We start from the raw sequence: 13366 nt of genomic DNA, 5'->3' as shown, positions 1-13366 counted from the left end.
GTAAAGGGATCAAATGACTGACATGACATATGACGTTGAACAAGATGTAGTGGCTGAATCGGAACGCATCAGCGCAATTTTTAGTGAAGTGCTTGATATAGGTCAAGTCGCTGCAACAGATAACTTTTTTAACCTTGGAGGTGATTCTTTTGATGCCATTAGAGTGATGTCTAGGTTGGATGGCAACTTGCCGATTGTGGCGCTATTTGAGCACCCAACTGCAGAAACCCTAGCCAGATTTAGACTTACTGAAGAGAGCCTTGCTATTACACGCCTTGTGCCGCTATTTGATCAGACGAAAACAAACGGACCGATTGTGGTGATCTGTGTTCCATATGGCGGTGGTGACCCTACAGCATATCGAGACCTATTTAACGACCATCCAGATGTACGAGTCTTCGGTGTCGACTTCGGGGATGCCGAAATACACTCTCCTTCAGACTTCTCTGGATTAATTAACACTCTCGTCAACGAGATTGAAGCGATTGATGCTGAACAAATTATTGTTTATGGACATTGTGCAGGGGCAGCCACTGCGGCTTGCCTCGCTTCAGCTATCACATTTACAACAAGTGCAGTTTCATTAGTCGTTGCAGCTTCAAATCCTGTGGATGACCCTGATGCGGCAATACATGATGCAGCGATGACCTCGGATGCTGATTGGGGCCAATATTTAAGATCTTTGGGTGCCTTCAATGGGCTGACAGACAAAGAGACTGACGCAATGCTAACTAAAGGGCGACGAGATCACTTTATTGCTACAGAGGCCTATCGGACGTTAGCACGCCAACCGGCCAGAGGGATCCCTGCAATGCTGCTGCTAGGCGACAAAGATCCTGCAACGGTAAAGGTCGAGGAGATCGTCAATAAATGGCGCAAGATTATCGACCTTGTTAAGTCAGCCAATGTTACTGGTGGCGAACATTACTTCATACGCACTCATGCACAAGAAGTGGCTAGCAAGGTCTTGTCGTTTCAACTCAAACATAAATAGAAGGAACCTATTATGACATCCGAAAACTCTTTGATTTACGGGCAAGCTGATTTGTTAGCAAAAGGCTTGCAAGAACTCGCCACTCATGACCCAGAACTTATGGGAATTTTAGACGCTGACGTAAAACGACAACATAATACCTTGTCACTGGTCGCTTCTTGCTGTGCAGTCAAAACTCGAACATTAGCAGCATCTGCTTCTGTCTTGGTGAATGTCACAGCCGAAGGCACACCGGGTCGACGCTACCACGCAGGATGTGAAAATGTCGATTTAGTTGAATCGCTGGCAATTTCAAGAGCACGGCAATTATTTGATGCACAATACGCTGGGGTACAGTCCCACTCGGCATCAAGTGCCAATTACCAAGTACTTTCAGCCTTTCTTGAACCTGGAGACACTTTGCTAGGGATGAGTTTAGATCACGGCGGACACCTTACACATGGAAGCCCAGTCACTTTCTCCGGAAGTTATTATCAAGCTATAGGTTACGGAACTACGTCCCAAGGACTGATAGATTATGATGAGGTGCTTAAGTTAGCTAGGCTTCATAAACCCCGACTGATTATTTGCGGAGCTACCGCTTATTCACGGATCGTCGATTTCGAAAGATTCCGTGAGATTGCCGATGAGGTCGGGGCCATTCTACTGGCTGACATTTCACATATTGCAGGACTTGTCGCAACAGGGCGTCATCCGAGTCCGATCAATGCAGCACATGTTACGACTACTTGTACCCACAAACAGCTCGCGGGACCTCGTGGCGGCTTGATCATGTCAGGCCGCGATGCGAACGAAATGGTTCCAGGGCGAAATAAAACCTTCGCCGCCTCTCTTGAACAATCTGTATTCCCTTGGATGCAAGGCGCTCCCGCCGTGAATATCATCGCCGCCAAAGCCGCTGCATTTGGCTATGCAATGTCACCAGAGTTTGATGCCTATATGGAACGGATAAGAACTGCGGCAGACACAGTGGCAATGGCTTTTCAGCAAAAAGATTACGAAGTGGTGGGAAGAAAGTCTGAGAACCACACTGTTTTGATCCGTTTACGTGGCGATCTTACCGGTGCTATAGCCGAGTCAGCCTTGGAGAAATGCGGAATTATAGTGAACAAAAATCGCGTCCCTGGTGAGACACGATCGGCATTCGTTACCAGTGGCTTACGCATTGGTACAGGCTCTTTGGCACAAAGGAACCTTGATCCTGAGGGCTGCCTCAGAGTTGTCGATTTGATTTGTAAGATTCTAGACGAGGTAAAACCTCTGGGCGATCGAGAATACACACTCGACCCCACAATGGAGCAACAGTTCCGGGCACAGGCCAAGGCTTTGTGTGTCGCCTTCCCACTGGAAGATTATACCCAGCCATAATACTCAGCCCATAAAACATCACCCAAGACGATTTGGGTGATGAAAAACCGCTTGCTTTGGGCAGCCTAACTGATAACTGCCACACCATGGCTATCGGGTACAAGGAGCCGATGCTTAAAGTCCCTGCATAGCAGGGATGCCGTATCGCTAAATTAAAGGAGTCATCACATGCAAGAGCAAATTAAGTATGTCGCAATTAACGGTTCACCACGGATCGATGGTAATAACGCTCGAGTACTTGAATGGGCCACACATTATCTCAAGGAACAAGGTGTCACTTTAGAAGTGTTTTCATTGGCACAAGCCAATATTCAACCTTGTATGTGTGGTGATTGTAATTTTCGTAACTCACCCTGTGAACAAAATGATGATGCTGCCCACGCAGTGAGTCTGATGGAAGCAAGCGATGGTGTGATTTATGCCAGTCCGGTGCATGGATTTGGCTCAACACCCTTGATGTCAACATTCTTAGAACGGGTGGGCACAGGTTTCCTACGTCATAACAGAACACTGACTAATAAAGTCGCAGGGGTACTCGTCACTGGACGACGTATGGGACATGTCGAGGTTTACAACCAGATGCTGCAATGTGCATTACTGAATCGAATGATTGTAACTGGATATGGTTTTCCTGCGATGTTAGTGGGCGACAAAAAAGGTGAAGTACTGGGCGATGAAGAGGGGATGGAAATGGTGCGCCGTATGCTTGACCGTATGGTGTCTATGACTCGCCTTATTCGTGAGTACGAAACGCTTACGGGGCATAAAGCACTGGAAATTGTGGTACCTGGTGAGCGCCACCGTGAGAATAAAAATGGCGAGTTCTGGGTTCCGCCAAAGGCTGACATGTATCGAAATGAAACCAGGTAATAAATTTACCCTATTGATTTGTTTAGCAACGGCTAGCAATAGGGTGCATTCACAGTAACACCTAGAAATGAGGCCTACATAACAAGATGTCTAGTAGTAAAGCACAAAGGGTTGGATTAACTAATGAGAGCCTCGCACAGTGGATTGTATCGGAGCACTTTGAACGTTTTTCAGAAGCGACTGTAGTGGATATGGCTGAGGCGTATGTGGGTCTGTACTCCAACCGCCCTACCAGCTGGCTAGCATTTTTAGCTCGCAATCAAAGTAGCGAACTGACCACGGCAATTGCCATGGAAACCGCTCCCAGTGTCGTGCGAGTCCCTGGAATGCGGCGATCAAAGTTTCTGTTGCCCCAATCTTTAGCTGCCACGGTTTTTGCTGCCACACGTTTAGCGCTTATTAAACATGAGTGGCGATTGCAAGAAGTAGGGCTGACGTTAGCGGATTACCAAAAAATGTTACCTGAGCTTATCGAGATAACATCAAAAGGCCCAGTTCAATTAAAAGATATTGGGGCGGCATTAGGATTAATAGGCTCTCAGGCCAGCATCTTGACCACTGTGGCCACCTATGACGGAGCGCTTATCAGAGTGCCATCATCGAATCTATGGTCCAACCGCTGGTTATATGTCGCTGCCGCAGATGAATTTTTATCAGCGCTAGAGTTAAACATGGATCTTGAGAAATGCCAGCAAGCTATTGCTGACCGCTATATAGAACACTATGGGCCAGTATCAATTGATGATCTTGCATGGTGGTTAGCGGTATCAAAAAAGACAGCTCGAGCGCTAATCGCAGGCTCTGGAGCCAAGGAATTTTTGCCAGGGATGTGGATAAGCCCCACTCGTCAGGAACGCTTGGAGCTGCATATCTCTCACCCTAGCAAAGCCCCTTCTACAGAGGTGAGGTTTTTGCCAGCCTGGGATCCACTCTTGATGGGATATTCACCAGGTTCACAGCAAAGGCAGTGTTTAGGATTAGATCTGATTGGGGGTTTCGATTCCGCAGGAAACGGGCGTCCAGTCGTGATGCTAGGCGGTCAAGCCGTTGCTACATGGAAGTCTAGCTTGAGTGGCTCTAAGCGTAGTATTTCATTGGAGCACACACATTGTTCAGAGAATCAAAGAAAAGTAATTGAAGCAGCGACCTCAGTTTGGGCAGAAAAAATCGGAGTGAATTACAACCGATAAAGGGATATCCGCAGCCTATAAATATAAGGAATAATGAAATGACGTTAGGAACAATTGATTTAGGCGAACAGTTACGGGTTCATAAGCGAGTAAAAGACAGTCCAAATGGCAATAAAACAATTTGGGACGCGTTTGAAACGCTGGATTCAAACCACTCAAGCGAGGTTGAACGTGTTGAGGAGGAGATAATCTTACCTGATGGGCTGACAGCTTCTTTCAATGATCTCACTGCTATTGCGGCCATGTTGGGCTCCTTGTTAAGTCCTGAAGCTTGTATCAATGTTGGCTTATTCGCTGATGGATTGGCAACCTGTGTTGAGGTTGATGCTAATGACCTATGCCATAGCCATAACGTCAAGGCTTACCTTGCTGAGCAGCGCTTGTCTAAAGAATTGCCAAGGCGTGACGTTACTGCTCGTGTTGATATAGAGGTAACGGACGGAACCATTAACCCACCTATCACCTCATTGGTGTGGTTTTTAGCACAAAATGGACGGTTTTTGTTATCAGTAAGACAAGATCGCATCGATTTATCAGCACGTATGCAGCTACGAAAATTAATAGCCTTTGCCTGTGCGCGGGTATTGGATCCTAGGGCAATCCCAACCTATGATGCCATGCCAACTCGCCGTCACGATAAATGCCATCAATCTAAACCCTTGGTAGAGCTTGTCTTCAAACATAAACAGCTGCGCCCCACTGCCCTAGCCATTATAGACAATACCAGTAGCCAAACATTGACTTATGCCGAGCTTTGGCATGCCTCCAGTGTCATATTGCAACAGATATCCGAGCAAGTGAACCTCAGCCGAAAACACCCAAGAATTGCATTATTCATGGAGCGAAGTTGGCAACATTTAGCCTCGATAATCGCGATTCAGCGCATGGGGGGCACCTGTGTACTGATCGATCCTGTACATCCTGATTATAGGATCAACTCCTACATAGAGGAATGCGCTCCAGACGCCATACTTGCAGCAGCCAGCACCACAGCTAGAGCAGATAATTTGTCTGGCTACACTGTGATTAATATTGGCAAAAAATATCTGCAGCTCTCTCAGCTTGACCGTAAATATGCTGACTGGGTCAAGACCACTGAGCAAGACTGTTTTATCGCTGAAACATCAGGAAGTACTGGGCGTCCGAAAGCGGCTCGGCTGTCGTACACAGGCATGGTCGCAACCATTGGCACCATCATAGATTATACGGCGCTAAACGAACGCTCAAGAGGCTCTTGGTTATCGTCTCCAGGATACGGCATGGTTGAAGTTGACCCTTTACCCGTCCTTGGTGCTGGCGGCACTGTGTGTATCCCCTCCTCTGAGGTTGTAAAGGATGCTCGTTTACTGGCGCAGTGGTTTAAAAAACACAATGTAACTCATACCTTAGTCATGACATCCATTGCAGAAACACTGTGGGCCAATGAACAGCAACTTGCGCTAAATACCATGTTAATTGCTGGTGAACGTTGTAAGCAGTGGCCACCAACATCCCTTAATTACCGAGTACTTAATGTCTATGGTTCAGCGGAAGCGGCTGTGGTTTCCATTGAAGATCTTTCAGCGACTCGGCGCACCTTATTACCTTCGACAGGACGGGCAGTGCCTGGGGTGAATTTGTATATTGTGGATGAGCATGGCCAAGAGTTGCCCGCCAATTGTATTGGTGAGCTAATTATCACAGGGTCTACCTTGTCCATCGGTTACCTTAACGATCAAGATACCGTGAAGAATTTCCACTCGAATAAACTCGATAGTAGTTCAGCGCTACAGTATACCTCAGGTGACAGAGCTCGGATGCGTTTAGATGGAACGCTAGACATTTTCGGACGCTCTGACGCTGTGGTAAAGATCAGAGGAAACAGGGTGGATCTGGCTGAGGTGGATATCACCGCACTCGAAGTTGAAGGGGTGATAAAGGCTGCCACTACCAGTATCACAGATGATACAGGAACAACCTTAGTCCTGTTTGTTGAGCAGGCTCCTGGAGCCGCCTGCGTTGTGGAGGCTGTGCGTCAGCATCTTGGTGATAGGCTGCAACCCGCCGCTCAGCCAAGTCAGATCGTTTCAGGAATACTGCCACTTGGAAGCAATGGCAAGGTTGACTATAGCGCGTTACGATCGGTTAAGATCAAACGAGATGCTAATCAATTAGTCTTTTATCCCAGCACAAAAGTTGAAACGGCTGTGCGTGATTGCTGGCTCACCTGGACCCGCTCAGATGAAGCCATATTAACATCCAGCTTTTTTCAATCTGGTGGAGACTCATTACGAGCCATGCGCTTAGTGGGTGAGCTTGCTTGCAAGCACGGGATCAACATTGAAATGAGTGCGTTCATTGGCAATCCTGTTCTATCCAACCTAGTGCAATTAGCCAATGCATCCAAAGAAGCACATCTGCCCCAATTTGATAACTTAGCCGCCAATGAACAACTATTACCCTTTGAGCTCAACGAAAGTCAGCAGGCGTTATGGATTGGTCGCGGTGCTGATTTCGATTACGGAGGTGTAGGCTGCCAAGGGTATTTCGAATGGGAGGTGAAGCAGCTTAATCATAAGAATTTTGTGCGTGCTGTGGGGTTATTAGTCGCCCGTCACCCTATGCTTAGAATGACGATTGATGACACTGGCAAACAGAGGATCGGAGCAGTTGATGGCACCCAGGCGGTTAAGTTTGTTGATTTAAGTGAGCTTCCACAGAGCAAAATTAACGAAGAAATTGATCTCATTCGAAGCCAGATGGCAGACGAAGAGATTGGTACGAGCCAGTGGCCTTTATTCCAGTTTAAGGTAAGCAAAATCAGCAGTGATTTAAGCAGAATTCATTTTTGTGTTGATATGCTAATTGCCGATGCATGGTCGATTTTTCAAGTGATCATTCCAGATCTGATAGAGCTTTACAAGGATGATAAAGCCCAGCTACCTGAGCTCAAAACCACCTTCAGTGATTATGTTGCCTACAGACACAAGGTGGTTAAAAGTGAGCGTTATCGCGCGGATAAAGATTACTGGCTACAAAAAATCACTCAGCTGCCGGCCGCGCCTAAATTACCACTGCTCGAAAAGGGTGAATCATCTTTAATCCAAAAGTTTCAACGACATCACAGTACCCTAGAAAAAGACAGCTGGGATCAGCTCAAGGCACAGGCCCAAAAACGCAACATATCTCCGTCAGGGGTAGTGGCTTTGGCGTTATGTGAAGTATTGCGTTGTTGGAGCGAAGAACGTCAATTTACCTTGAATTTCCCTGTCTCAGACAGGATGCCTGTCAGTGATGACATAGACCTGGTCGTGGGCGACTTCACTAATACACTATTAGTCCCCTATGAGCCTGTTGCCAATGAAACCTTCGAGGTCCGTGGCCAGCGATTGCAAAACTCGATTTGGCAAGCACTTGATCACAGACTATTTACTGGCGTCGAAGTATTACGTGAGTTATCAAGATTTCGCCAGTCAGGGCTAACTCCGCTTATGCCCGTGGTTTTGACCAGCCTGCTTGGGCACCCTGGTCGACATGATGTGTCCCTGCTGGGACGTGAAGTATTCGGTGTTTCACAGACCCCACAGGTGACACTGGATGTCCAGATCCGAGAATCACAGGGCACGCTTTATTTCAAATGGGATTACCTTTCAGGGGTTATTCGACCAGATGTGATAGAGGCGATGTTTGAGGCATTCTGTGAATTCCTACAAGAACTCTCAAAGGATCCCCAAGAGTGGGATCGCACAGAGCGTGAATTTAGACCCCAAGCACAAATAGCAATACGCAACTCAGTGAACATGACAGAGGCTGCAGTACCACAAATTCACTTGCGCGATATGCTGTTAGCACGCGTTAAAGACCCTGGTAACGCGTTAGCGTTAATTGATGCTAATCATAGCTACACTTGGGCTGAGCTAGGCAATGCGTCTGCACATATTAGCCAGCTTATGAAAGGCGTTTCTAAGCCGAATGATCAGTTTGTTGGCATCATACTCCCAAAAGGCGTTTTACATTACGCCAGTGTTTACGCTTGCCTATTGGCGGGGCTGGGCTACGTCCCCATAGATATCGATCTGCCTCCTGAGCGGATGCGAAAAATGCTTGTTAAAGCAGGGGTTCGCGCGGTGATCACGGTTCCTGGCGCTATAACACCTGATGGTTTGCAAAAGATAGAGCTGACAGCTCGTGATTTTGAGGTTTGGGCGAAACAGCCGATGGACTTCGAACTCGCACCGGTCCCACAACACTACGTACCTTATGTGATCTTCACTTCAGGCTCTACCGGGGAACCTAAGGGCGTTGAAATCCCAGAAATAGCAGTCGTTAATCACGTATATGATGTGGTCGAACGCTTCGCTTTGGATAATTCCAGTAGGCATCTTGCTACCGCTGCTTTGCATTTCGATATGTCAGTATTTGATATTTTCGGTCCACTATTACATGGGGGCTCAGTTGTGATGCCTGAACCCGCAGCTGGGCCTGATCCAGAAGCTTGGCTACGACTACATCATAGACACCAGGTCACATTCTGGGCATGTGTGCCTGCCATCATGGACCTGTTATGTACCGTCGCTGAAACAGCAAATATAACTCGGATAGTCGATTCCGTAAAAAACATAGTCATGGCTGGAGACTGGATACCACTTTCACTGCTTCCTCGGGCCAGAGCTTTGTTCCCATCGGCCACCCTGTATTCCTGTGGAGGGCCAACTGAAACCACAAACTGGTCAGTGATCCATGAGATCCACCATGATGAAGGCAGCATTGCTCGTTCCGTGATTTATGGAAAACCAATGATGAATTCCAAATATCATATTGTCGCTGATGATTTGGCTGACCGTCCAGATTGGGTGCCAGGGGAAATGCTAGTAGAGAGTGATATTTCGCTAGCAAATGGCTATATCGGCCAGCCGGAACTGAGTCAACAGACATTCATTTTCCACCCAAAAACAGGACGTAGGATGTACCGTACAGGGGATCTGGGACGTTACTTGCCTAACGGCGAAATAGAGATCTTAGGTCGAGTGGATAATCAAATCAAGATCAATGGCCTCAGGGTTGAACTGGGTGAAATCGAAAATGTGTCACAAAAATGTTCAGGTGTTTCAAGAGCCTGCGCAGTAGCATTGCTCGGCTCGGATGGACGGCCAAAGCAAATCGCATTGGCTTATATTGGCAAGGCTAATCTCGAGCCTGTGATCCATGCTGCACTCATAGCCAGCTTACCTACATACATGGTACCTAAGGTTATCCAACAGCTAGATGAATTACCCCTGTCTAAGAATGGAAAAGTAGATATTCGAACCCTCCGTGAAATATTAAGGAATGATATGAAAGAGCAAAAGCCAAATAACACCAATAGCATTTTACGCGAAATCATACCTGTGATTTCGACCATCCTTGCCAAACCAGTAATACTACCCGATGACAATTTTTTTGATTTGGGTGGTGACTCCCTAACGGCAATGAAGATCAAGATTGAATTGGAAGCTAAATTATCGCACCCCATTTCACTTGAGAACATTATGCTGACTGACACCATTGGTGAATTAGCCCAATGCATATCTTAGAGGGAGAGAAAGCTATGTTTAACAATCAATTACATCAAGAGTGGCTCGAACATATAGATGACTATATCAACGGGCAAATAGAACTGAAAAATCTATTCCAAACGACTGAATCTCACGCGGAAAAAGTCATCGATTATGTGGATGAGCAATCTTCGTTTTATCGTGAGCATCTACGCAATAAATCCGGTTCCTCAAGTCAATTTAAGGTTCTCGATGGGGTGCCTTTCACGACTAAGGAAGATCTTCGCTTTGCAGGTACCTCTGTCTGCAGCCTTCCTTTCGATAAAATTGCTATGTACTACGAGACGACTGGAACCACAGGAACACCCACCCCCTGCCCCAGATCCTCGATTGATGTAGAAACCAGTGGTGCTTTTGTCAAAAAAGCCATGAATGATGTGTACCAAGCAAGATTCGGCACTATGAATGCATTAACGGCCATCATGGGGCCTTCTGAATTGTATGCATTTGGGGATACCTATGGAGAAATTTGTCGGAAACTGGGTATTCCCTTTGTTAGATTGTGGCCGGAGAGTCCCAGAGTTGGTCTTGATAAAGCCGCTCATTTAATTACCAATCTTGGTGTACGTTCACTCATTTGCTCGCCGGCGGTAGCGCTGGCATTAGCACGCTTTTATACCAGCATTGGCGTAGCCCCCCGTGAGACGAGTGTCGATCAGATTTTCGTACTGGGTGAATTATGCACCCCTGAAATGCTACAAAATATTGCTCACCTTTGGGGAGCTAACTGTAGTCATGGCCTTTATGGCTCACAGGAGGCCCATGCGGTTGCCACCGGTTGCTCACAAGGTAATTTACATTTTTGCGAAACAAATTATCTCGCTGAAATTCTACCTATCCCAGGTTTAGAAGGGATTGGCGAACTGTGTTTGACCATGTTGGTGCCTGGCGCTAAGCCATTGATTCGATTCCGCACCGGCGATTTAGCTAGCTTTAGTCCTGCAACTAACTGCAGCTGTGGCAGCCATTCTCGCTGCCTGAAAGTCTTTGGTCGAGTTGATGACATTATTACCATAGCTGAGCGTCAAATGCTGCCCGCGTCAATTGAGTCAGCAGTCTTAGGTGCCGTTGATAATGTTCTAGGATACCAAGTGGCGGTTTCAACTGCAGACAATGGGACAGAAACGATAGAAGTCTCAGTGATAGCCACTATTGAACCCGGTTCCATTGCACAGATCCAAAAGAAAATGACGGATTATTTTGCTATTCCAGTCAAGCTGAATGTAACCGAACAGTTAGACGCACGAACGGAAACAGGAGCTTATGTATCCTGGAAACATGCTCGTATCATTGATAATAGGAAATCAAGCTAATGTTAGTTCAGCTAACAGAAAGTTCCTGGGCGGTAGAGCGCACTAAGGTGCCTGAGGCTGCCCCATTAGCACAGGTGCGAAAAGGCATGCTCGGCCTGTACCCTCATCCAGCATTGTTCGAAACGAAACGAGGCTTTCAAGACATTGATGGTTCAAAAACCATGTTTATGCTTGATAAATTACTCGAAATCAAACTCGTGGATAACATCTGGTACATAGATGGCAAAGGGCCTTTTGAGCAATATGTTGCAGCATGTTATGCACTGGTCAATGACGCAAATCAGCCGCTGTGTGAGCGGTTGCGTCAGGTGACTAAGCTGCTGTCATTGCCTGAGGAATATCCCATTATGTTGACTTTAGGCTATAGTGCCGCTCGCTTTTTTGAGCACTTACCGCAAATGACGGCTGAACAAGGTGAGCCTGAAGTGCTTATGCGGGTTTATCGTTATCTAGTGCACTATGACCATGGGGATGATGCAGAAAAAGGCGCACAAATAGACGTACTTAAAACTCAACATGATGAGGTCGTTAATACTCAGATATTAGTTGATGCACTGACCCAGCCTGAACAATCTTCCGCTCCGATGAAACCTTGGCAGCTAGGAAGCATAAAGGATTTGACCGAAAAAGATGCCTTTTACGCTGCGGTTGAACGGGCTAAAGAACATATACGTATCGGTGATATTTACCAAGTACAATTATGTCGTCGCGCGATATCAAATGCGGCTATTCCTCCTGTCGATCTCTACGAACGTCTGGTGTCGATTAATCCGGCTCCCTATATGTATTACTTAGATCTTGGCGATCGGCATGTTATTTCATCGAGTCCAGAACTTATGCTCCGTGTTAGCGGCGGAATGGCCCAAGTTCGTCCCATTGCAGGCACCATGACTCATGAAGAATATGGAGGTAGTCCATTAGAAAAAATCCCCAAAGAAGCTGCTGAACACCTGATGCTGGTTGATTTAGCCCGTAATGATCTAGCCCGGTGCGCTGTCACGGGTGGGGTAAAGGTGAGCTCATTTATGCAGGAGGATGCTTATGGTCCACTGCTTCATTTGGTCTCAACCATTGATACCCCTGTGCGCCGTGAATGTGACATATGGGATTTGATTGCAACGAATTTCCCTGCAGGCACCATGACGGGAGCCCCAAAAATCCGTGCGATGGAAATTATTTCGGATTTAGAACAGGCGGCTCGCGGCTTGTATACCGGCTGCGCCGGATATATCTCGGGGACGAATAGTGCTGTGCTTGCTTTAACAATTCGAACCATCATTGGAGATTCAGGGCTTTACCTATTGCAATCAGCTGCAGGGGTTGTTGCCGATTCACAGGCTTCCTCTGAATGGGAAGAAGCTGGGGCGAAGATCAATTCTTTTTCTCGTGCTATGGGGTAAGTATATGAAAGTATTATTAGTAGATGCCTTCGATAGCTTTGTTTTTGTTATTGAACATTATTACGCTAAGTGCGGTGCCAAGACTAAAGTGGTGCGAGTAAACGATAATCCACTAGAGCATTACCAGCAATGGCAGCCAGATCTGCTTGTTTTGGGACCAGGTCCTGGCACCCATGAGGAGCATGGTTACTTAGACATACTCAATGCAATAGATGAAGATCAAGCAGTATTTGGCGTCTGTTTAGGCCACCAAGCCATAGGAGCCTTCTTCGGCTGGAAACTCATGCGTGCTCCGACAGTGGAGCATGGTAAATATGCAATGATTCAACATGACGGACAAGGCATTTTTAACCGTGTTCCATCTCCAATAAAGGTTGTTCGGTACCATTCGCTCGCTATTGCGGCTCCCGAACTCGATGGAGAATTGCTCACGACGGCAATCACCCAAGGCAGTGGTGTGAATATGGCGATACGCCATCGTACTCGTCCCATTGAAGCTGTTCAGTTTCACCCCGAGAGTATCGGAACTGAGCATGGCCTCGCTATGGTTCGTAATTCATTAGCCTTGGTTAATCGGGTCAGCATAATGGAGCAATCCTTAGCGCCAGAAAAAAGTACTGCATAACAGAAAATACCAATAGGGAAGTTAATTTAAATG

At 46.8% G+C, this 13366-nt stretch carries 8 protein-coding genes; all 8 read left to right on the top strand.

Annotated features, from left to right (window positions below; genetic code table 11):
- Positions 1-13 precede the first annotated feature (13 nt).
- Complete coding sequence (locus SDEN_RS03305; RefSeq protein ID WP_011495087.1) at positions 14-994, top strand: alpha/beta fold hydrolase; 981 nt, start codon at positions 14-16, stop codon at positions 992-994.
- 12 nt (positions 995-1006) lie between these two features.
- Positions 1007-2362, top strand: a complete 1356-nt coding sequence (gene glyA / locus SDEN_RS03300) for a serine hydroxymethyltransferase (protein ID WP_011495086.1) — start codon at positions 1007-1009, stop codon at positions 2360-2362.
- A 168-nt stretch (positions 2363-2530) separates the two neighbouring features.
- A complete protein-coding gene (locus tag SDEN_RS03295; RefSeq protein WP_011495085.1) occupies positions 2531-3232 on the top strand; it encodes a flavodoxin family protein in 702 nt (233 codons plus the stop codon).
- 86 nt (positions 3233-3318) lie between these two features.
- The gene (locus SDEN_RS03290) at positions 3319-4422 is read left to right on the top strand and encodes a DNA glycosylase AlkZ-like family protein (protein WP_011495084.1); all 1104 of its coding nucleotides are present in this window, start codon (positions 3319-3321) and stop codon (positions 4420-4422) included.
- A gap of 38 nt (positions 4423-4460) precedes the next feature.
- Positions 4461-9974, top strand: a complete 5514-nt coding sequence (locus SDEN_RS03285) for a non-ribosomal peptide synthetase (RefSeq protein ID WP_011495083.1) — start codon at positions 4461-4463, stop codon at positions 9972-9974.
- Between the two features lie 14 nt (positions 9975-9988).
- A complete protein-coding gene (locus SDEN_RS03280; RefSeq protein ID WP_041406008.1) occupies positions 9989-11308 on the top strand; it encodes a phenylacetate--CoA ligase family protein in 1320 nt (439 codons plus the stop codon).
- Positions 11308-12708, top strand: coding sequence for an anthranilate synthase component I family protein (locus SDEN_RS03275; RefSeq protein ID WP_011495081.1), 1401 nt, complete (start codon positions 11308-11310; stop codon positions 12706-12708). The genes SDEN_RS03280 and SDEN_RS03275 overlap by 1 nt, the downstream gene beginning before the upstream one ends.
- Before the next feature lie 4 nt (positions 12709-12712).
- Complete coding sequence (locus tag SDEN_RS03270; protein WP_011495080.1) at positions 12713-13333, top strand: aminodeoxychorismate/anthranilate synthase component II; 621 nt, start codon at positions 12713-12715, stop codon at positions 13331-13333.
- Positions 13334-13366 lie beyond the last annotated feature (33 nt).

Origin of the sequence: Shewanella denitrificans OS217, from assembly GCF_000013765.1 — a bacterium.
GTDB classification, from domain to species: domain Bacteria; phylum Pseudomonadota; class Gammaproteobacteria; order Enterobacterales; family Shewanellaceae; genus Shewanella; species Shewanella denitrificans.
This window is presented reverse-complemented; position numbering and strand designations above follow the sequence as displayed.

What these genes read in the sequence shown, in the direction of transcription:
- SDEN_RS03305 (WP_011495087.1), top strand. Translation starts at nt 14, where the DNA reads ATGACTGACATGACATATGACGTTGAACAAGATGTAGTGGCTGAATCG.
- glyA (WP_011495086.1), top strand. Translation starts at nt 1,007, where the DNA reads ATGACATCCGAAAACTCTTTGATTTACGGGCAAGCTGATTTGTTAGCA.
- SDEN_RS03295 (WP_011495085.1), top strand. Translation starts at nt 2,531, where the DNA reads ATGCAAGAGCAAATTAAGTATGTCGCAATTAACGGTTCACCACGGATC.
- SDEN_RS03290 (WP_011495084.1), top strand. Translation starts at nt 3,319, where the DNA reads ATGTCTAGTAGTAAAGCACAAAGGGTTGGATTAACTAATGAGAGCCTC.
- SDEN_RS03285 (WP_011495083.1), top strand. Translation starts at nt 4,461, where the DNA reads ATGACGTTAGGAACAATTGATTTAGGCGAACAGTTACGGGTTCATAAG.
- SDEN_RS03280 (WP_041406008.1), top strand. Translation starts at nt 9,989, where the DNA reads ATGTTTAACAATCAATTACATCAAGAGTGGCTCGAACATATAGATGAC.
- SDEN_RS03275 (WP_011495081.1), top strand. Translation starts at nt 11,308, where the DNA reads ATGTTAGTTCAGCTAACAGAAAGTTCCTGGGCGGTAGAGCGCACTAAG.
- SDEN_RS03270 (WP_011495080.1), top strand. Translation starts at nt 12,713, where the DNA reads ATGAAAGTATTATTAGTAGATGCCTTCGATAGCTTTGTTTTTGTTATT.